18 protein-coding genes and 2 pseudogenes are annotated in these 20,600 nt (G+C 72.9%); 19 read left to right on the plus strand and 1 reads right to left on the minus strand.

Annotation, left to right across the window (positions count from 1 at the left end; translation table 11 throughout):
* Nucleotides 1-256: 256 nt before the first annotated feature.
* The 14 genes and pseudogenes from rimM to AB0442_RS37485 all read left to right on the plus strand — a co-directional run bounded on the left by rimM (nt 257) and on the right by AB0442_RS37485 (nt 14,451).
* A complete protein-coding gene (gene rimM / locus AB0442_RS37420) occupies nt 257-916 on the plus strand; it encodes a ribosome maturation factor RimM (RefSeq protein WP_366168008.1) in 660 nt (219 codons plus the stop codon).
* Nucleotide 917: 1 nt separating this feature from the next.
* The gene (gene trmD, locus AB0442_RS37425) at nt 918-1,736 is read left to right on the plus strand and encodes a tRNA (guanosine(37)-N1)-methyltransferase TrmD (protein WP_366168018.1); all 819 of its coding nucleotides are present in this window, start codon (nt 918-920) and stop codon (nt 1,734-1,736) included.
* 155 nt (nt 1,737-1,891) lie between these two features.
* Nucleotides 1,892-2,242, plus strand: a complete 351-nt coding sequence (rplS, locus tag AB0442_RS37430; RefSeq protein ID WP_263103501.1) for a 50S ribosomal protein L19 — start codon at nt 1,892-1,894, stop codon at nt 2,240-2,242.
* A gap of 100 nt (nt 2,243-2,342) precedes the next feature.
* Complete coding sequence (gene lepB, locus AB0442_RS37435) at nt 2,343-3,170, plus strand: signal peptidase I (RefSeq protein ID WP_366168009.1); 828 nt, start codon at nt 2,343-2,345, stop codon at nt 3,168-3,170.
* On the plus strand, nt 3,154-4,134 hold the full coding sequence (lepB, locus tag AB0442_RS37440) for a signal peptidase I (RefSeq protein ID WP_366168010.1): 981 nt from the start codon (nt 3,154-3,156) through the stop codon (nt 4,132-4,134). The genes lepB (AB0442_RS37435) and lepB (AB0442_RS37440) overlap by 17 nt, the downstream gene beginning before the upstream one ends.
* Before the next feature lie 239 nt (nt 4,135-4,373).
* Complete coding sequence (lepB, locus tag AB0442_RS37445) at nt 4,374-5,372, plus strand: signal peptidase I (RefSeq protein WP_366168011.1); 999 nt, start codon at nt 4,374-4,376, stop codon at nt 5,370-5,372.
* 228 nt (nt 5,373-5,600) lie between these two features.
* Nucleotides 5,601-6,353 (plus strand): signal peptidase I, encoded by a 753-nt coding sequence (gene lepB, locus AB0442_RS37450; RefSeq protein WP_366168012.1) that lies wholly within the window; start codon nt 5,601-5,603, stop codon nt 6,351-6,353.
* Nucleotides 6,354-6,384: 31 nt separating this feature from the next.
* Complete coding sequence (locus tag AB0442_RS37455) at nt 6,385-6,903, plus strand: NUDIX domain-containing protein (RefSeq protein WP_366168013.1); 519 nt, start codon at nt 6,385-6,387, stop codon at nt 6,901-6,903.
* A 55-nt stretch (nt 6,904-6,958) separates the two neighbouring features.
* Nucleotides 6,959-7,285 (plus strand): DUF2469 domain-containing protein, encoded by a 327-nt coding sequence (locus AB0442_RS37460; protein ID WP_030275680.1) that lies wholly within the window; start codon nt 6,959-6,961, stop codon nt 7,283-7,285.
* Between the two features lie 307 nt (nt 7,286-7,592).
* Nucleotides 7,593-7,850: pseudogene (locus AB0442_RS37465) on the plus strand (YraN family protein); the annotation flags it as partial.
* Between the two features lie 505 nt (nt 7,851-8,355).
* On the plus strand, nt 8,356-10,011 hold the full coding sequence (locus AB0442_RS37470) for a YifB family Mg chelatase-like AAA ATPase (RefSeq protein WP_366168014.1): 1,656 nt from the start codon (nt 8,356-8,358) through the stop codon (nt 10,009-10,011).
* Between the two features lie 142 nt (nt 10,012-10,153).
* A complete protein-coding gene (dprA, locus tag AB0442_RS37475) occupies nt 10,154-11,398 on the plus strand; it encodes a DNA-processing protein DprA (protein ID WP_366168015.1) in 1,245 nt (414 codons plus the stop codon).
* A 1,388-nt stretch (nt 11,399-12,786) separates the two neighbouring features.
* Nucleotides 12,787-13,611 (plus strand): RNA polymerase sigma factor WhiG, encoded by an 825-nt coding sequence (gene whiG / locus AB0442_RS37480; protein WP_366168016.1) that lies wholly within the window; start codon nt 12,787-12,789, stop codon nt 13,609-13,611.
* 270 nt (nt 13,612-13,881) lie between these two features.
* Nucleotides 13,882-14,451: a TetR family transcriptional regulator gene (locus tag AB0442_RS37485; protein WP_363543918.1), complete on the plus strand. Its 570-nt coding sequence runs from the start codon at nt 13,882-13,884 to the stop codon at nt 14,449-14,451.
* 219 nt (nt 14,452-14,670) lie between these two features.
* Here the strand turns inward: AB0442_RS37485 and AB0442_RS37490 are convergent.
* Nucleotides 14,671-15,501, minus strand: a pseudogene (locus AB0442_RS37490) (M23 family metallopeptidase); the annotation flags it as partial.
* 516 nt (nt 15,502-16,017) lie between these two features.
* Between AB0442_RS37490 and rpsB the strand changes: the two are divergent.
* The 5 genes from rpsB to AB0442_RS37515 all read left to right on the plus strand — a co-directional run bounded on the left by rpsB (nt 16,018) and on the right by AB0442_RS37515 (nt 20,548).
* Nucleotides 16,018-16,875: a 30S ribosomal protein S2 gene (gene rpsB, locus AB0442_RS37495; protein WP_363543826.1), complete on the plus strand. Its 858-nt coding sequence runs from the start codon at nt 16,018-16,020 to the stop codon at nt 16,873-16,875.
* 128 nt (nt 16,876-17,003) lie between these two features.
* A complete protein-coding gene (gene tsf / locus AB0442_RS37500) occupies nt 17,004-17,843 on the plus strand; it encodes a translation elongation factor Ts (RefSeq protein ID WP_344625124.1) in 840 nt (279 codons plus the stop codon).
* Nucleotides 17,844-18,125: 282 nt separating this feature from the next.
* Nucleotides 18,126-18,890 carry a UMP kinase gene (pyrH, locus tag AB0442_RS37505; protein ID WP_030275672.1) on the plus strand — a complete coding sequence of 255 codons (765 nt, stop codon included), beginning with the start codon at nt 18,126-18,128 and terminating at the stop codon, nt 18,888-18,890.
* A gap of 66 nt (nt 18,891-18,956) precedes the next feature.
* On the plus strand, nt 18,957-19,514 hold the full coding sequence (gene frr, locus AB0442_RS37510) for a ribosome recycling factor (protein WP_344625123.1): 558 nt from the start codon (nt 18,957-18,959) through the stop codon (nt 19,512-19,514).
* Nucleotides 19,514-20,548 carry a phosphatidate cytidylyltransferase gene (locus tag AB0442_RS37515; RefSeq protein WP_366168017.1) on the plus strand — a complete coding sequence of 345 codons (1,035 nt, stop codon included), beginning with the start codon at nt 19,514-19,516 and terminating at the stop codon, nt 20,546-20,548. Before frr ends, AB0442_RS37515 begins: the two co-directional genes overlap by 1 nt.
* The last annotated feature ends 52 nt before the right edge of the window (nt 20,549-20,600 follow it).

A 20,600-nucleotide genomic window follows, 5' to 3' on the forward strand; every position in this document is an offset into this window, starting at 1 on the left:
AGACCCCTGCGGCCGCCACCCGGGCACGCCGGCGGGTGGGGACCGACACCCGCCGGTGGAGGACCGCCGTCGGACCGGCCCGCTCGATCTCGTCGCGCCGGGGACCGGGTCGGACGCCGGGGACCGGGTCGCGAAGACCGGGCCACGAGGGCCGGGTCGCGAGAACCAGGTCAGACAGAGCAGGGCCGGCCGGAGCCAGGCCGGCCGGAGCCAGGAACGCGCCGCGGGCGCGGGAACACCCAGGAGAACGATCACCGTGCAGCTCGTCGTCGGCAGGATCGGCCGTGCCCACGGCATCAGGGGCGACGTCAGTGTCGAGGTCCGCACCGACGAACCCGAACTCCGGCTCGGACCGGGCGCCGTCCTGCTCACCGACCCGGCCTCCGCAGGCCCGCTGACCGTCGAGTCCGGCAAGGTGCACAGCGGCAGGCTGCTGATCCGCTTCGCCGGCGTCAAGGACCGCAACGCCGCCGAGGCGCTGCGCGGCACCATGCTGATCGCCGAGGTCGACCCGGAGGAGAGCCCCGACGACCCGGACGAGTACTACGACCACCAGCTGATCGGCCTGGACGTGGTGCTCACCGACGGAACCCTGATCGGCGAGCTCTCCGAGGTCGTCCACCTGCCGTACCAGGACCTGCTCACGGTCACCCGGCCGGACGGCAGCGAGGTGCTGGTGCCGTTCGTCGAGCAGATCGTCCCCACCATCGACCTGGAGAACCAGCGCGCCGTGATCACGCCGCCGGCCGGGTTGATCGAACCGCTGGAGTCCGAGACGGACGCCGGGGCCGGCCCGGTCTCCGAGGTCGGCCCCGTCTCCGAGGCGGGCTCGGGCTCCGAGGCGGGCTCGGGCTCCGAAGAGGGCTCGGGCGCCGAGGGCGGCGAGGAGTCGGCGGGCGGTGCCGGGCGTGAGTGAGATGCGGATCGACGTCGTCACGATCTTCCCCGAGTACCTGGAGCCGCTGAACGTCTCCCTGGTCGGCAAGGCCCGGGCGCGCGGCCAGCTGGACGTGCACCTGCACGACCTGCGCAGCTGGACGACCGACGTGCACCGCACCGTCGACGACACCCCGTACGGCGGCGGCCCCGGCATGGTGATGAAGCCCGAGCCGTGGGGCGCCGCCCTGGACGCCGTGCTCGCCCAGGGGCCGGAGGGAGAGGTGCCGACCCTCGTCGTCCCGACCCCGAGCGGCCGTCCGTTCACCCAGGAGCTCGCCCAGGACCTGGCCGGCCGCTCCTGGCTGGCCTTCGCCCCGGCCCGGTACGAGGGCATCGACCGACGGGTCATCGAGGAGGCCGCCACCCGGATGCCGGTGGTCGAGGCGTCGATCGGCGACTACGTGCTGGCGGGCGGCGAGGTCGCCGTCCTGGTGATGGTCGAGGCCGTCGCCCGGCTGCTGCCCGGGGTGCTGGGCAACGCCGAGTCCCACCGGGACGACTCCTTCGCGCCCGGCGCCATGGTCGATCTCCTCGAAGGCCCCGTCTACACCAAGCCCGCGGAGTGGCGCGGCCGCGAGGTGCCGGAGGTGCTGCTCAGCGGCCACCACGGCAAGATCGCGCGCTGGCGCCGCGAGCAGGCCTTCGCCCGGACCCTGGCCAACCGGCCCGACCTGGTCGACCGCTGGCGGCTCGGCTCCTTCGACAAGAAGGAGCGCGAGGCGCTCAACCTGCTCGGCCTGGTCTGGGACGAGGAGGCCGGCCGATTTCGGTCGACGGCCGGGGCTGTGGAAGAATAGGCGACTGTTGTCTGTCGCTGGGCGTCCCCCTCGGGGTCGCCACGTGGCCCGACGCGCCCGCCACAGGGGGTTCGTCGCCAGTCCATGCGGCCCGCAGCACCATCCTTTCTCACGACTTCCGTGGACGGCCTGTGGCGTCTGCGATGGAGAGCACCATGAGCAACAAGCTCGCTGCTGTCGACGCGGCCTCGCTGCGGTCCGACATCCCGTCCTTCCGTCCGGGTGACACCCTCAAGGTCCACGTCCGGGTCATCGAGGGCAACCGCTCCCGCGTCCAGGTCTTCCAGGGCGTCGTCATCCGCCGTCAGGGCTCCGGCATCGGTGAGACCTTCACCGTCCGCAAGGTCAGCTTCAACGTCGGCGTGGAGCGCACCTTCCCGGTGCACACCCCGGTCGTCGAGAAGATCGAGGTCGTGACCCGCGGTGCCGTCCGCCGCGCCAAGCTGTACTACCTCCGTGACCTGCGCGGCAAGGCCGCGAAGATCAAGGAGAAGCGCGACAACTGATCCGTCGTCCCGGTCCGCCGGGACACGGAGTCTCGGGCCGGGCGCACGCTCCCGGGCCGCAGGCCTTGGCGTTTCAGGCCCTGGGGATAAGCTCAGCCCGATGACCACGCACGAACCTTCCACGGACCGCGACGGATGGTCCGCACCCACCGGTGCGGACCATCCGGCGCGGTCCGTGGTCGTTCCCGCCGGTCCCGACCCGGATCCCGGTCCGGAACCGGCCCCGGAATCCGCCCCGGAACCGGCCCCGGAGGAGGACTCCGGCCGGGGCTGGGGCCGCGACCTCCTGCTGATCGCCGGGACGTGCCTGATCCTGCTGCTCGTGGTGAACGCCTTCGTGGCACGGCCGTTCGCGGTGCCGTCCGGTTCGATGGAGAACACCCTCCGGCCCGGCGACCGGGTGGTGGCCAACGAACTCGCCTACGCCTTCGGCGGGCACGTACGGCGCGGCGACGTCGTTGTGTTCGACGGGACCGGTTCCTTCCTGCCGTACGCGGACGAGCCCTCGGCCGGCCGACGGCTGCTGGACCGCCTCGGACTCGCTCCGGGAGGCGACTCGGTGTTCGTGAAGCGGGTGATCGGCGTGGGCGGCGACAGGGTGACGTGCTGCGGATCGGACGGACGGCTCAGGGTGAACGGGGTACCGCTGGACGAGAGCGCCTACGTGGCGCCCGGGGACGCGCCGTCGCGCGTGCCCTTCGACGTGGTGGTGCCGGACGGACGGCTCTGGGTGATGGGCGACCACCGCAGCGACTCCCGCGACTCGCGCGACCACCTCGGTGAGCCCGGGGGCGGCTTCGTCCCGGAGTCCAGGGTGATCGGCCGCGCCGAGTGGGTGGTCTTCCCGTTCGGCCGCTGGACTTCGCTCGACCGGCCCGAGGCTTTCGCCGCAACAGGGGGGACTGGTGGTCATGGGCACCCGAGGTAGGGGCAGGACGATCGAGGCCGAGCCGGAGCAGGGCCGCCCGAGCACCCCGGTGCGCGGCCGGGCCGACCGGCGCCGGACGGCCCAGCGGGCCGCCCGCCGCCGGCGGCGTTCGCTGCTGCGCGAGATACCCCTGGTGGTGGTCGTCGCGCTGGTGATCGCACTGGTGCTGAAGACGTTCTTCGTCCAGGTCTTCGTCATCCCCTCGGGGTCGATGGAGGAGACCATCCAGATCGGCGACCGCGTCCTGGTGGACAAGCTCACGCCGTGGTTCGGCAACGAGCCGGGCCGGGGCGAGGTCGTGGTCTTCCGCGACCCCGGCGGCTGGCTGGAGAACGACCGCAACCCGTCCGACGACGGGCCGGTGGTCAAGAAGGTCAAGCAGGTCTTCTCCTCGGTGGGCCTGCTGCCCTCCGACAACGAGCACGACCTGATCAAGCGGGTCATCGGCGTGGCCGGCGACACCGTGGAGTGCTGCGACCCCCAGGGGCGGGTGAAGGTCAACGGCAATCCGGTGGACGAGCCCTACCTGGCACCGGGCAACGTGCCGTCCCGCCAGCCGTTCAAGGTCACCGTGCCCGCAGGGCGGCTGTGGGTGATGGGCGACCACCGCGACCTCTCGGCGGACTCCCGCTTCCACATGTCCAACCCCGGCAACGGCACCATCCCGGTGAGCAACGTCGTCGGCCGGGCCTTCCTCATCGCCTGGCCGCTGCCGAGGCTCGGTCAACTCGACGTGCCGACGTCACTCTCCTCGATCCGGGCCGGTTCGGCACCCGGGTCGTCCCCGGTCACGCCCGCGTCGACCGAACAGGCACCCGCCGCGGCACTCCCCGCGCCGACCGGATTGGTCGGCCTTCCGCCGACTCCTGCGGAACCCTCGCTCGTTATGGGTGTGTTGGGCGTCCTTCCGTTCGCCGTCAGGCGGAGGTCGACCGGGCCACGGCGGACCCGCCGGTCCGGTTGATGGATCCGGCCGCCGTGTGGGAGCACGGGCGGGCCGATCGGGAGTGATAGAGAAGTGCTGGAATGCTCGGCGCATGGTCTCTCGTGACCTTCCCGGGTTCTCGGGTCGCCACCGGTGTCGGACGAGCCCCCTGCGGGCAGGCTGATGCGGGTCGACGGTCGGTTACGGAGCGTGGTGCCCGCTGTGCGGCACTGGTGAGCGCGGGCGCACGGGCGTCCGCACAGCAGGGAGGAGATGTCGTGGGGGATCTGGTGGTCGGTGCCCGCTCGGGCGCGCCGGAGCCCGAGGGCACGGGGGGCCGCGCGGTCCGGTCGGCCCAGTCCGGACAGGCCGTGCAGCCCGCCGACGCGGGCACGGCTGCCGCCGCCGGCGGTAGGCTCGTCGGTGCCCCGAACGACGCGGAGGACGTGGTGAGTGAGGCCGCGGAGGAGAACGACACCGCACAGGACAACCCCGATCAGGCCGCCCGGCGGCCGCAGCGGCAGCGGTCGTTCTGGAAGGAACTGCCGATCCTGATCGGCATCGCGCTGATCCTGGCGCTGGTGATCAAGACCTTCTTCGTCCAGGCCTTCTCGATCCCGTCCGGCTCGATGGAGCAGACACTGAAGATCGGCGACCGCGTCCTGGTCGACAAGCTGACCCCCTGGTTCGGATCCGAGCCGGAGCGCGGCGAGGTCGTGGTCTTCCACGACCCGGGCGGCTGGCTGAACGACGAGCCCACCCAGCAGAACAGCAACGCCTTCGTCCGCGGCATCCAGAACGTCTTCAGCTTCATCGGCCTGATGCCGTCGTCCAACGAGAAGGACCTCATCAAGCGGGTCATCGCGGTCGGCGGCGACACGGTCGAGTGCCAGGGCAGCGGGCCGGTCAAGGTGAACGGCGTCGCCCTGGACGAGCCGTACCTGTACCCCGGCAACACCCCGTGCGGCGAGAAGCCCTTCGGTCCGGTGAAGGTCCCGGAGGGCCGGATCTGGGTCATGGGCGACCACCGCGGCGACTCGCTGGACTCCCGCTACCACCAGGACCAGCCCGGTGGCGGCACGGTGCCGGTCAAGAACGTCGTCGGCCGCGCCTTCGTCGTCGCCTGGCCGATCGGCGACTGGTCCACCCTGCCGGTGCCGGACACCTTCGACCAGAAGGGCCTCTCCGCCTCCGCCTCCGCGCCGCTCCTGCCGCCGATGGCCGGGGCCGCTGCCGCCGTCCCGGCCGTCTGGTTGCTGCGCCGGAAGAAGCGCTGACCCGGGCGCCGGCACCGAAGCGGCTGCCGGCGCCGGAGCGGGGTGGGCGGGCCCCGGGAAACGATCCGCCGCCGACTCTTGCGCGAGCCGCGGTACCGACGAGTAATCTGCTCGGACGTGCCGCGGCTCGCCGGCTCTCCGGAGCCCGGTGCAGTGCCCGTACCGCAGGCGCGGACCACTCAGGAGCGAGCCGGCCGAGCCCGCACCGACCAGGAAGGTGCGACCGCGATGAGCAGTGTCACGGAGCGTCCGGCCACCGCGGCGACACCCCGCAGGCCCCGCCGGAGCATCGCCTCGCTGCTCCAGGGCGTCGCCATCGCCGTCGGCTTCGCGATGCTGGTCGGCGGATTCGCCTACCTCGCGCTGCAGTACCGGCCGTACCGCATCCCCACCACCTCCATGACGCCCACCCTGAAGAACGGCGACACCGTCCTCGCCCACCGGACGGACGGGGCGTCCGTCGGCCGCGGCGACGTCGTCGTCTTCAGCGAACCGCTCTGGGGCGGCGCCACCATGGTCAAGCGGGTGGTCGCCGTGGGCGGCGACACCGTCGCCTGCTGCGGATCGGACGGGCGCCTCACCGTCAACGGCACCGCCGTCGACGAGCCCTACACCGACCAGCACCTCGGCCCCGGCGAGGGCTACCGCATCACCGTGCCCGAGGGCCGGATCTTCCTGCTCGGCGACTCCCGGTCGAACTCGCTCGACTCCCGCAGCCACCTCGACCTCGCGAGCGGTACCGTGGCCGCGACCGACGTGGTCGCCCGCGTCGAGGGCATCGTCTGGCCCTCCGACCGGACGGCCGCCGTGCCGCGGACCACCGCCTTCGACGACGTGAAGGGCAGGCCCGCCTCGGCGCACGGCCTGCTCGTCCCCGCCGCCTACGCGGCGGTCGGCGGCGGAGCCCTCGTCCTCGCGGCCGGCGCCGCCGGCTGGGCGGTGTCGGTCGTCCGCTGGGTCGGCCGACGCACCCGCCGCTGACGCGGGCCGCTGTGGGCCCCGGAACCAGGAGGTGAGCGGATTGGCCGCCCTGCGCCGCCGCGCCGCCCGCGTGCTGCTGCTGGACCGCAGCGACCGGGTGCTGCTCCTGCGCGGGCTCGACCCGGCCGTCCCCGGCACCACGTGGTGGATCACCCCGGGCGGCGGGCTGGAGCCGGGCGAGGGCCTGCGCGAGGCGGCCCTGCGCGAGCTCGCCGAAGAGATCGGCCCGGCCGAGGTGGAGCTGGGGCCCGTGGTCGCGTACGGCACGGTGACGTTCTCCTTCCAGGGGCAGGCGTACGAGCAGGAGCAGTGGTTCCACCTGGCCCGGACCGAGGCCGAGCCGGACGCCTTCGGCCTCACCGCCGCGGGAACGGGCGCCACCGGCCCGGCGACCGCCGGCGACGGCGAGCACGCGCTGCTGCTCGCCGCCCGCTGGTGGACGGTCGAGGAACTGCGCGGCACCGCCGAGACGGTCTACCCGGCGGGCTTGGCCGAGCTGGTCGAACAGCTGGTCGCGCAAGGCCCGCCGGTCCCACCGGTACGGCTTTGACGGCGGGTGCGGTGGTCCACAATGGGGTGGACGTGACGAGTGAGGGGACGCCTGGATGAGTGCCGAAGACCTCGAGAAGTACGAGACCGAGATGGAGCTCAAGCTCTACCGGGAGTACCGGGACGTCGTCGGACTCTTCAAATTCGTGATCGAGACCGAGCGGCGGTTCTACCTCACGAACGACTACGACCTGCAGGTCCACTCGGTGCAGGGCGAGGTGTTCTTCGAGGTGTCGATGGCGGATGCGTGGGTCTGGGACATGTACCGGCCGGCCAGGTTCGTCCGCAAGGTGCGGGTGCTGACCTTCAAGGACGTCAACATCGAGGAGCTGGCGAAGAGCGACCTGGAGCTGCCGTCCGACGACGCGTCGTTCGGGAACTGAACGGCGAGACGACCGGCGAGGCCACCGGGGACGCGACCGGGGACGCCACTGGGGAAGCACCTGCTGCGCCGACCGGGACCGCGGATGCGTCGGCCGACAGCGACCGGCGGCATCGGCTGTCGGCAGCGGGCAGCGCCGCGTCCGGAGCACCGAGCATGGACGGGTCGGTCGCCCCGTGTCCAGAGCGGCACCGCAAAGCCACCCCTGCGAGGGACCCGGGTTGTCCACAGGCCCGGGTTGTCCACAGGTCCTGACACCGCGGCGCTCCCGCCACGGCCCGCACGGCAACCTCCGTGGCACGGAGGTGATGGCCGTGCAGAGTTCCAACAACGGTCTCGGCCGCTACGGCGAAGAAGTGGCCGCCCGCAGGCTCGCCCACGAGGGCCTGCACATCCTCGAACGCAACTGGCGGTGCGCCGAGGGTGAACTCGACATCGTCGCGCTGGACGGCGACACCCTCGCGATCTGCGAGGTCAAGACGCGTTCGGAACGCGCGTTCCAGCAGCCCACCGAGGGCATCGACCGGCCGAAGGCCGACCGGCTGCGCAGACTCGCCGAGCGCTGGCTCGCCGAACGCTGGCCCACCTACTTCGAACTGCTCGCCGAGCGGGTGACGTACGTGCCCCGGGGCGACGGACTGCTCGTGCCCTCGGCCGCACCGGACCACTCGACCCCCTCGGCTTCGGTCGGGCTCCCGCTGCCGGACCTTCCGGACCGGGATCCGGTGGACCTGGACCATGTTGCGGGTGCGGGTGTGCGGCCGAGGATGAAGGCCGCGAAGCGCACCGGGAAGGCGGCCCGGGAGCACTCCGAGCCACAGGACGCGGCACGGACCGACGAGCAGTCCGAGCCGCCGGACGAGCGGGCAGCCGAGCGCCCGGCCGGCGGGAAGGGCCGGGCCCGGAAGCGGACCGCGGCGAAGCGTGGCGGCACCGCCGCCTCGGACGCAGCAGCCCCCGGCGCCGGTCCGCCACCACCACCGCCCGGCGGCGTCCGCATCGATCTGGTGGCCGTCGTCAACCGGGCCAAGGGCGCGGCCCTGGTCGAGCACCTCCGAGGGGCGCTCTGACATGACCTTCGCCCGTACCTGTTCGGTCGCACTCGTCGGTGTCGACGGCGTGGTGGTCGAGGTCCAGGCCGACCTCGAACCCGGCGTGGCCGCGTTCACCCTGGTCGGCCTGCCCGACAAGGCGCTCTCGGAGGCCCGCGACCGCGTCCGCGCCGCGGTCGTCAACAGCGGCGAGAGCTGGCCGCAGCGCAAACTCACCGTCGGCCTCAGCCCGGCCTCCGTGCCCAAGAGCGGCAGCGGCTTCGACCTGGCCGTCGCCTGCGCCGTACTGGCAGCCGCGGACCGGATCGACCCGGCCGCCATCGCCGAACTCCTCATCATCGGCGAACTCGGCCTGGACGGCCGGGTCCGGCCCGTCCGGGGCGTCCTGCCGTCCGTCCTGGCAGCCGCCGACGCGGGATACCGCCAGGTCGTCGTGGCGGAGCAGACCGCGGCCGAAGCCTCGCTCGTACCGGGCGTCTCGGTGATGGGCGTCCGCAGCCTGCGCCAACTGATCGCAGTGCTCACCGACGCACCCCCACCCGACGACGAGCCCGACACGCTCGCCGGCCGGCCGAACCCGTTGCTGGCCGGGCTGCTGCTGCCCGGTATCGGTGTGCGCGACATCGCCGCGGAGAACACGATCCGGCCCGACCTCGCGGACGTCGCCGGCCAGTACGAGGCCCGCCACGCCCTGGAGATCGCGGCCGCCGGAGGCCACCACCTCTACCTGAAGGGGCCACCAGGCGCCGGCAAGACCATGCTGGCCGAGCGCCTGCCCGCGCTGCTCCCGCCGCTCACCGAGAAGGAGGCGCTGGAGGTGACGGCCGTGCACTCGGTCGCCGGACTGCTGCCGCCCAACCGGCCGCTCATCGACAGCCCGCCCTACTGCGCGCCGCACCACTCCACGACGATGCCCGCCATCGTCGGCGGCGGCAGCGGGATGCCCCGGCCCGGTGCCGTCTCCTTGGCCCACCGCGGGGTGCTCTTCCTGGACGAGGCGCCGGAGTTCCCGGTGCGCGTCCTCGACGCACTGCGCCAACCGCTGGAGTCGGGCGAGGTGATGATCGCCCGCGCCGCCGGGTCCATGCGCCTGCCGGCCCGGTTCCTGCTCTGCCTGGCGGCCAACCCGTGCCCCTGCGGGCGCCACTCGATCCGCGGAGAGGGCTGCGAGTGCACCCCGACGACGGTCAACCGGTACCAGGCCCGGCTCTCCGGCCCCCTGCTGGACCGCGTCGACCTCCAGGTCCAGGTCTCCTCCGTCTCGCGGGCCGAACTGATGACCCGCGACAACACGGCGGAGTCCACCGACGTCGTGGCCGCCCGGGTGCTGGCCGCCCGCCACCGCGCGGCCGCCCGGCTGGCCGAGACTCCCTGGCGCACCAACGCGGAGGTCCCCGGCCACGAACTGCGGACGCGTTGGCGACTGCAGCCCGACGCGCTCACCGACGCCGAACGGGATCTGGAACGGGGACTGCTGACGGCCCGCGGGCTCGACCGGGTGCTCCGGGTGGCGTGGACGATCGCCGACCTCTCGGGCCGCGACCGACCCGGCCGGTCCGACGTCCGGACGGCGCTCGCCCTGCGGACGGGCGTGCACCGCGGCCCGATGGCCGAGCGCCCGCGACTCCCGCGCGACACCCACCACGACCACGGCGACTGCATCGCCGACCCGTGACCGCCCCGCCGACCGGACCGGCCCCGGCACACGGCACACGGCCCATGGCGCACGGCTCATGGCGCACGGCCCATGGCGCACGGCACGCAAAACATCGACACATCGACACATCAACCGAGGACCAAGGACCGAGGAGTCCGGCATGGACAGCACCAGCAGCACCTCCACGAGTCCGCCCCGCACGACCGACACCGAGGACGTCCGTCCGGACAGGTGCCCACCGGGTGACGCGGCGCGGGCGTCGCCGCCCGGGGGAGGCCCGGCTCCGTCACCCGAGCGCCTGGCCCGAGCGGCCCTCACCCGGCTGACCGAGCCCGGTGACGCGGTGGTGGGGCGCTGGCTCGCCGAACTCGGGGCCACCACGGTGGTCGACGTCGTCCGGGGCCGGCTGCAGCCCGGTCCGTACGGCCTCGACCCGGGCCGGGTCGGTGACTACCGGGCCCGCTGCGCGGCGCTCGATCCCGTCGCGGACCTCCGCCTCGTCCAGGCGCACGGCGGACGGTTCATCATTCCGGGCGACCCCGAATGGCCCAGCCAGCTGGACGACCTCCGGGAGGGCCGTCCGGTCGGCCTCTGGGTGCGGGGCACCGGGTCGCTCCGGTTGCTGGCGCTGCGCTCCGTCGCCCTGGTGGGCTCCCGGGCGTGCACCGCCTACGGCGCGCACGTCGCCGGCGAGATCGCCTCGCAGCTGGCCGAACGCGGCTGGGTGGTGGTCTCCGGCGCCGCCTACGGGATCGACTCGGCCGCCCACCGGGGCGCCCTCGCCGTCGGCGGCGCCACCGTCGGCGTCCTCGCCTGCGGGGTCGACATGAGCTACCCGCCCGGGAACACCGAACTGATCCGCCGCATCTCCGAGCAGGGGCTGCTGGTCAGCGAACTGGCACCGGGAGTCCATCCCAACCGCTTCCGGTTCGTCCTGCGGAACCGCGTCATAGCGGCGCTCACCCGCGGCACGGTCGTCGTCGAGGCGGCCGTCCGCAGCGGCGCCCTGAGCACCGCCCGCCGGGCGCGGGACCTCAACCGGCACACGATGGGCGTCGCCGGCCCCGTCACCTCGGAGCTGTCCGCCGGTGTGCACGCGCTGATCCGCAGCGGCGGCGCCACGCTGGTGACCGACGCGTCCGACATCGCCGAACTCGTCGGAGCGATCGGCGACGACCTCGCACCACCCCGATCCGGCCCCGTCCTCCCGCGGGACCTGCTGGAGCCTTCGGTGGCCCGGGTGCTGGAGGCCGTCCCCGGCTGCGCGGACGGAGCGCCGGTCGACCGACTCGCCCGGGAGGCGGGACTTTCTCCGGACGCCGTGCTGCAGCATCTGTACGAGTTGGTCTCGCTCGGTTACGTCGAGCGATTCGGCGCCCATTGGCGGCTCGTCAGGCGCCGTTGAGGGTCGCGACACGCCCCGGCGCGCGTCGCGGGCACGCGCCGGGTGGGCCACCGGATCGGGCGACGACCGAGTGGCGGTAGCACACCGCATCGACGTGGTCACGCTACGCTCCCTTGTGGCTTCCCTATCAGCACATGACTCGGCAGAACGGCGCAGACCAACGCATGCCCACAAACATTCCGGGACACAGGGTGACCGGTGACGCCCGGTCTGCGGGAAGGGCTGGGGCCGGGGCCCGTCCCGCGGCGGACCTCGGGCCCCAGGGGCCGACGCTGTTGAACCCCGCCCGGTCGGTCGGCCAGACCCGCGTGCCGGGTCGGCCGCTCTCACCAGGCCAGCAGGAGACCCGCAGCGCAGCAGCCCCGCCCACCGCACCCGCGCGGTCCGGGCCTGCGGCGCCCGCGCCCTCCGCAGCGCATCCTGCTCCGTCCGCCCCGGCACACCCGTTGGTGCCGCGCGCCCCCATGGGCCCGCCTGCGACGGCGGAAGCCCAAGGAGCGGTCGGGCCGACCGTCCCCGAGACCTCTGCCCGACCGTCGGCCCTCCCGCACGCCGTGCCCACCACGCACGAGCGGCCGGCCGGCCCGCCGGTGGCCCCGGAAGCGGCCTGCGGTCCGCAGTTGCACGGGCGGTATCGCGAGGAGCAGATCGACCGGACGGGCCGTACGGACGAGGCTCAGCGAGCTGCCGCCCGCCAGCCCTACCCGGAGGCGCGTCCCGACCAGCGCCGCGCCGTCGAGGGCAGCGCCGGTGGGCGGTCCGCCCAGGGCGGGGCACGGCGGACCGATCCGTACGAGGCCGAGCCGAGCCACTCCCACGTCCATGCCCGTGCCGACCAGCCCCCGCCGTCGAGGAGCGTGCCGGCCAGGAGCGGACCGGCGGCACCGGGCGGGGAACGGCCCTGGCCGACCGCCCGCCGGGCCGGAGCCGACGCCGCCGCACCCCCCGGTGGTTCCGGAGGCGCGGACCGGACGGTGGCCCGGCGGCTCCCCGGCCCCGTGCGCCCGGTTCCGGCGCTCCCGGTCGGCGGGGGAGGAGGGCACGAGCGGGTGCCGGACGGCGTGGAGACCGTCGGCCGGCCGGTGGCACCCCGGGAGCCCGCCCGTCCGGAGTCGGCGACGCCCGTCCCGGTGCCCGCACCGACATCAGGGTCGACACCGCCGGCTTCAGCACCGGGATCGACCTCGGGCGCCGCAGCGGAGTCCGGCCGGGGGGACGGAGCGCGGACGGAGCCCGACGGCCACCGCCCGACCCTCCCCGAGCCGGGCACCCCGGCGGCGCCCCACCCGGAGGTGACGACCCCCAAGTCGGTGCCGTCCCCCGTCAAGCCACCCGTTGCGCCCGCTGCGGCTGCCCGGCCCGCGGCTCAGCCCGCGACACAACCCGCGGTGCCGACCTCCGGGCGGCTCGGACAGCAGGCATCGGCCGGCCGTGCCGCCAAGGCCCCCGGCGAGCGCAGCGCGTTGGAGATGCTCTGGCGTTCCTACAAGGAGTCGGGGGACCCGCGGCTCCGCGAGCAGCTGATCCTGCATTACTCGCCGCTGGTCAAGTACGTGGCGGGCCGGGTGGGTGTCGGCCTGCCGGCCAACGTGGAGCAGGCCGACTTCGTGTCCTCCGGCGTGTTCGGGCTGATCGACGCGATCGAGAAGTTCGACATCGATCGCGCGATCAAGTTCGAGACCTACGCGATCAGCCGGATCCGTGGGGCGATCATCGACGAACTCCGCGCCCTCGACTGGATCCCCCGGTCGGTGCGGCAGAAGGCCAAGACCGTCGAGCGGACGTACGCCACCCTGGAGGCCCGTCTGCGGCGCACGCCGCACGAGCCCGAAGTGGCCGCCGAGATGGGCATCACGCTGGATGACCTTCACGCGATCTTCAGCCAGTTGTCGCTCGCCAACGTCATGGCCCTCGACGAGTTGATCCACCCCATCGGGGAGAGCGGCGACGCCCTCACCCTGATGGACACCCTGGAGGACACCGGCGCGGACAACCCGGTCGAGATCGCGGAGGACCGCGAGCTGCGCCGCCTGCTCGCCACGGCGGTCAACACCCTGCCCGAACGGGAGAAGACGGTGGTGACGCTCTACTACTACGAGGGCCTCACCCTGGCGGAGATCGGTCAGGTGCTCGGGGTGACCGAGAGCCGGGTCAGCCAGATCCACACCAAGTCGGTGTTGCAACTGAGGGCGAAGCTCTCCGACGCCCGCTGACCCGGCCGGCCAGCTGCTCCGCGGACGGTCGAGGGACGGCTTCGGCCCGCAGGCCCGCGCCGGATCGGCTCTGACCGAGCGGGCCCGACCGCACCGGACGGGATCGGACGGGATCGGGTCGGGCACCACCGGATCGGACGGCACCGTGCCGGGACACGGCGCGCGGGTCGGGCCGTGCGCCGGGGGACGCCAGGGGGTTCGCGTGGTGGCGGTCGGCGCTGCCGTAAGGCTCCGTAGAGTAGGAGTGTGCCGAAGATCAGGGCCGCCACGGTGGCCGAGCATCGCCAGTTGCAGCGGGCTGCGCTCCTGGACGCCGCCCGCCTGCTGCTCGCCGAGGGCGGCCGGGAGGCGCTGACCTTCGCGGCCCTCGCCGCCCGGACCGGGCTGGCCCGGTCTTCCGTGTACGAGTACTTCCGCTCCCGGGCTGCCGTGGTGGAGGAGCTCTGCGCGGCCGACCTCCCGCTGTGGACCGCCGAGATCGAGGCGGGGATGGCCGTGTGCGACAACGCCCGCGGCCGGCTGGAGGCGTACATCCGCGGGCAACTGCACCTGGCGGCCGATCCGCGGCACCTCGCGGTGACGGCGATCTCCGAAGTGGAACTGGACGACGCTGCCCGGGAGCGCATCCGGGCGGCGCACAGCGGTCTGGTCACGCTGGTCGTCGACGCCCTGGCGGAGCTGGGCCACGCGAACCCCCGCCTTGCCGCGCTGTTGCTGCAGGGCGTGATCGACACGGCCTCGCGCCAGACGGAGCGGGCCACCCCGGAGGAGGCCGTGGCGATCGCCGATGCGGCCGTCGCCCTGGCGCTGGACGGGCTGGCGGGGGGCGACCGCAGGTAGGCCGGCCCGGGGCCCGCACCCCGTTCGGCAGCCCGTCGCGTGCGGTCGGCTGCCGAACCCCGGCAGCCGGGTCCGCGCGGGGGAGCCGTCCTCCGGGGACGCCGACCCGGATCCCCGGCTCGCCGTCACCGACCGACTGCCGCCGACGCCGGAGGCGTGGTGGTCGAGCGGCAGCAGCCGGACGCGGCCGGTGCCGAGCAGGGCGAGCGGGTCGAGGTACCGGGGGCCGCGCAGCAGTCCCCAGTGCAGGCAGTTCCCGGCAGGGCAGTGGTGGCCGCTGCCGGCGAGGTTCCCGATCACCTCACCCGCCCCGACGGCAGTGCCCGCGGCGACCGAGCCCTCGACCGGCAGATAGGTCGTCCTCAACGGGGGATTCCCGGAGGCGGGGTGGGTGACCGTCACCACCGGTCGTCCGGCCACCGATCGGGCGAAGGAGACGACGCCGCGAGCGGCGGCCCGGACCGGCGTGCCGACAGGCGCCGCCACGTCGACGCCCCGGTGCCCGGCCGCCCAGCGGGCAGCCGGCGGCTCGAACCGGCGGAGCAGTGCACCGGGCCCGCCCACCGGCCAGGCCCGACCGGCACCGGGGGCGCGGCGGAAGGCGCGATCGCCGGTCGGTGCCCGGCCGTCCTGTGAGGCCGGCGCACCCACCGGTCCGCGCGCACCGACGAGTCCGGGCACACCCAGCGGCCCGGGCACACCCACCGGTCGGACCGCTCCGATCGATGCGGCGGCATCCGACCGCCCGACCCGGAGGGCGCCGACCTCGGACCGGGGCGGCGGAAGCATCAGGGCGACGGTGCCGGCCAGCATCAGCGCGAGCAACAGCCCGCCTCGGGCGTCCGGGGGCAACCCCGGAGGCAGCCTCGTGGGCAACCCCGGAGGCGGCGCCCCGGTCGACCCCGGGGACGGCCGCAGTAGACCGGGCACCCGAAGTAGGCCGGGCACCCGCAGCCTCGCCATCAGCAGTGATCTCCGGAACAGGGTCCGCCACGGGAACGAGCACCGGCGCATCAGGAGGATCGGAGGACCGATCGGACGGTGGTTCATGCCGGCCAGGCTGGCCCCCGCAGGAGCGCCCCGAGCACCGCGCCGCAGGACCTGTGGACAACCCCGCCCTGTGGAGAACCACTGTCACCCGGCCGGGTGAACGACTCCGGTCCGCCGGGGAGCGCCGTCCGGCCGGGAGTGAACGCCGTCCCACGTCCCGCTGAACCGATCCCCGCTTGCCCCTGTTCGCCCGGGTGTTCCCGGCCGCCGGAGTCGCCCGCAACTCGGGCCTTCCCGTACACTTCACACGCGACCCGGTCCACCGGGTCGACTTCGCACGCCCCGCCACCGGTGGAGCGGCCGTCCCGCAAGGGGTCGGCGTGGTCTCCGTCCGGTGCGAGTGCCGCTCGGTCCGCCGAGCCTGCCGGCCCAGTGCCGTCCAGGCCGCGGCGGCTTGGCACGCCCGGGGCGTCAGGCGTGGCGGTCACCCGGCCGCCGCGGACACAACCGAGAGACCCGGTTCCCCGTCTCCCCAGCGGAGCGGCTCGCCGGGCGCAAAACCTGAGGAGCACGGCCATGGCCGTCGTCACGATGCGGGAGCTGCTGGAGAGCGGCGTCCACTTCGGTCACCAGACCCGTCGTTGGAACCCGAAGATGAAGCGCTTCATCTTCACGGAGCGCAACGGCATCTACATCATCGACCTCCTGCAGTCGCTGAACTACATCGACCGCGCCTTCGAGTTCGTCAAGGAGACCGTTGCCCACGGCGGCAGCATCCTCTTCGTCGGCACCAAGAAGCAGGCCCAGGAGGCCATCGCCGAGCAGGCCACCCGCGTGGGCATGCCCTACGTGAACCAGCGCTGGCTCGGCGGCATGCTGACCAACTTCTCGACCGTCTACAAGCGTCTGCAGCGCCTCAAGGAGCTCAGCGAGATCGACTTCACGGATGTGGCCGGTTCCGGCCTCACCAAGAAGGAGCTCCTGGTCCTCCAGCGTGAGTACGACAAGCTGGAGAAGACCCTCGGCGGTATCCGCGACATGCAGCGCGTTCCCAGCGCCGTCTGGATCGTGGACACCAAGAAGGAGCACATCGCGGTCGGCGAGGCCCGGAAGCTCAACATCCCGGTCGTCGCCATCCTCGACACCAACTGTGACCCGGACGAGGTCGACTACAAGATCCCGGGCAACGACGACGCGATCCGCTCCGTCACCCTGCTGACCCGTGTGATCGCCGACGCCGTCGCCGAGGGCCTGAAGTCCCGCGCCGGTGTCGCCAAGGGCGACACCAAGGCCGAGCCGGGCGCCGACCAGCCGCTGGCCGACTGGGAGAAGGACATCCTCGAGGGCCAGAAGGCCGCCGAGGCCCCCGCCGCCGAGGCTGCGGCCACCGAGGCTCCGGCCGAGGCTCCGGCCGCCGAGGCCGAGCAGGCCTGACGTACCAAGGGTGAGGGGCACCCACCGGGTACGACACCGGTAGGTGCCCCTCTCTCCCGTGCGGGGGCCGAACCACCGGCCCCGCACCACCCCACGCAGACACGCGAGACGTGAGAAGAGATCACACCATGGCGAACTTCACCGCCGCGGACGTCAAGAAGCTCCGTGAGCTCACCGGCGCCGGCATGATGGACTGCAAGAAGGCCCTGGACGAGGCCGAGGGTGACGTCCAGAAGGCCGTCGAGCTCCTCCGCATCAAGGGCCAGAAGGGCGTTGCCAAGCGCGAGGGCCGTGACGCCTCCAACGGCGCCGTCGCCTCGCTGATCGCCGAGGGCAACAAGGCCGGCGTCCTGGTCGAGCTGAACTGCGAGACCGACTTCGTCGCCAAGGGTGGCAAGTTCGTCGAGGTCGCCAACGCGATCGCCGCGCACGTCGCCGCCACCTCCCCGGCCGACCTCGAGGCCGCCCTGGCCTCCGAGATCGCCGCCGGCCAGACCGTCCAGCAGTTCGTGGACGAGGCCAACGCCACCCTCGGCGAGAAGATCGTCTTCCGTCGCTTCGCGCAGTTCGACGGCGACGGCTTCGTCGGCGTCTACATGCACAAGTCGGACCCGGACCTCCCGCCGACCATCGGTGTCCTCGTCGAGCTCGACAAGGAGAACGCCGAGGTCGCCAAGGACGTCGCGCAGCACATCGCCGCCTTCGCGCCGAAGTACCTCTCCCGCGAGGACATCCCGGCCGAGGACCTCGAGAACGAGCGCCGCGTCGCCGAGGCCACCGCTCGCGAGGAGGGCAAGCCCGAGGCCGCCCTGCCGAAGATCGTCGAGGGTCGCGTCACCGGCTTCGTCAAGGAGAACTCCGTCCTGGAGCAGGCGTTCGCCAAGGACAACAAGAAGACCGTCGCCAAGGTCCTCGAGGAGAACGGCGTCGCCCTCAAGCGCTTCGTCCGCTTCCGCGTCGGCGCCTGAAACCCGTTCCCCGGCGCTTCCGGCCTAAGGTAGGAAGCGCGCCGGGCCGCAGCAGCGGCCGGGAACGCGCCGATCGGGCTCTCCAGCACCCCTCGGGGGGCGCGTCGGCACCATGAACGACGAGGAGGCCATTGCCGTGCAGGACACCGTACCGGTTCCCGCGGCAGTGGCCTCCTCGCGTGTACGCGCCCAGCGCGTACGCACAGAGCCGGGCACCGCACTCCCGGTGTTGTGAGCAGCACATGCAGCCCTGCGAGTCCGCAGGTGGAGAAGGAGAAGTCCATGCAGGAGACGCTGGAGACCGGCCGGGACACGCAGGACGGTTCGCGCCGCCGGGTGCTGCTCAAGCTGTCGGGTGAGGCCTTCGCCGGCGGCGGCGGCCTCGGCGTGGACCCGGACGTGGTGCACGCCATCGCCCGCGAGATCGCCACCGTCGTCCGCGCCGGCACCGAGGTCGCCGTGGTGATCGGCGGCGGCAACTTCTTCCGAGGTGCGGAGCTACAGGTCCGCGGCATGGACCGGGCCCGCTCGGACTACATGGGCATGCTCGGCACCGTGATGAACTGCCTGGCGCTGCAGGACTTCCTGATCAAGGAAGGCATCGAGACCCGCGTGCAGACCGCCATCACGATGGGCCAGGTCGCCGAGCCCTACCTGCCGCTGCGCGCGGTGCGGCACCTGGAGAAGGGCCGTGTGGTGATCTTCGGCGCCGGTATGGGCATGCCGTACTTCTCCACCGACACGACGGCGGTGCAGCGCGCGCTGGAGATCCACGCCGAGGTGCTGCTGATGGGCAAGAACGGCGTCGACGGCGTCTACGACTCCGACCCGCGCACCAACGCGGCGGCGGTCCGGTTCGACTCGCTGGACTACACCGAGGTGATCGCCCGCGACCTCAAGGTGGCGGACCTGACGGCAATCACCCTGTGCAAGGACAACGACCTGCCGATCCTGGTCTTCGAGCTGCTGGCCGAGGGCAATATCGCCCGGGCGGTGAAGGGTGAGAAGATCGGCACACTCATCAGCCAGGAATCCGCCCGGCCCTGAGCAGCAATCAGCCGTCCGGGGCACCGGTACGGGACTACAGCAGATGAACCGGACAGGGAGCAGACAGTGATCGAAGAGACCCTCCTCGAGGCCGAGGAGAAGATGGAGAAGGCCGTCGCCGTCGCCAAGGACGACTTCGCCGCCATCCGGACCGGCCGTGCCCACCCGGCGATGTTCAACAAGATCGTCGCGGACTACTACGGCGCCCTGACGCCGATCAACCAGCTCGCGTCGTTCTCCGTGCCGGAGCCGCGGATGGCCGTCATCACGCCGTTCGACAAGAGCGCGCTGCGCAACATCGAGACCGCGATCCGCGACTCGGACCTCGGCGTCAACCCGTCCAACGACGGCTCCATCATCCGCGTGGTGTTCCCGCAGCTGACCGAGGAGCGCCGCAAGGAGTACATCAAGGTCGCGCGCGGCAAGGGCGAGGACGCCAAGGTCTCGATCCGTTCCATCCGCCGCAAGGCCAAGGACGCCATCGACAAGCTCGTCAAGGACGGCGAGGTCGGCGAGGACGAGGGCCGCCGCGGCGAGAAGGAGCTCGACGACGTCACGGCCCGTTACGTGGCCCAGATCGACGAGCTGCTGAAGCACAAGGAAGCCGAGCTCCTCGAGGTCTGATGAACGACGCCCCCGACGCCCAGGGCATCCGGGGCGGAACCGAAACGCTCGCCACCGAGTTCTCTGCTGCGGGTGGCCCCCGTGCCGGCGACCCCCGTCGGCCTCGAACGGGTCACTCGCAGCAGCCTGTGGTGTACCGAAGGGGCACTGCGGCACAGAATCGGACCATGCCCCCCGCGCAGGAGACACCCGTGGCCCCAACCGACCAGCAGCCCCGCAAACAGCGCGGCGGCCGCAATCTGCCTGCCGCGATAGGCGTGGGGGTCGGCCTCGGCGCAGTGATCGTCGCCTCGCTGTTCTTCGTCAAGGCGCTCTTCCTGGTGGTCGTGGTCGCGGCCGTCGCGGTGGGCGTCTGGGAGCTGAACTCCCGCCTGGCGGAGACCAAGGGCGTGCACGTGCCGATGGTCCCGTTGGTCGCCGGCGCGGTGGCGATGCCGCTCGTCGGCTACACCGCGGGCGGGCAGTGGGCGTCCGCCGTCCTGGCGCTCACCGGCCTGGCGGTGCTCGTGTGGCGGATGAGCAAGCCCCCGGAGGACTACCTGCGGGACGTCACGGCGGGTGTGTTCACCGCCTTCTACGTCCCGTTCCTGGCGACCTTCGTGGCGCTGATGCTGGCCGCCGAGGACGGCGCCTGGCGGATCCTGATCTTCCTCGTGGTCACCATCTGCAGCGACACCGGCGCCTACGCCGTGGGCTACAAGTTCGGGCGGAACAAGCTCGCGCCGACGATCAGTCCCGGCAAGACCCGGGAGGGCCTGGCCGGCGGCATCGGCCTGTCGATGATCGCGGGCGCGCTGCTGATGGAGTACGCGATCGACGGCGGTGCCTGGTGGCAGGGCCTGATCCTGGGCGGCTGCGCGGCGGTCACCGCCACCCTGGGCGACCTGGCCGAGTCCATGATCAAGCGCGACATGGGCATCAAGGACATGGGCACCCTGCTGCCGGGCCACGGCGGCATCATGGACCGGCTCGACTCGCTGCTGCCGACGGCCCCGGTGGCCTGGCTGCTGCTCGCGGCCTTCGTCGGCGGCTGAGCCGCACCACCCGTTCCACCTCCGCGAGCCCCGGGCGTCCACCGCCCGGGGC

Origin of the sequence: Kitasatospora sp. NPDC085895 (assembly GCF_040702125.1) — a bacterium.
Lineage (GTDB): Bacteria > Actinomycetota > Actinomycetes > Streptomycetales > Streptomycetaceae > Kitasatospora > Kitasatospora arboriphila.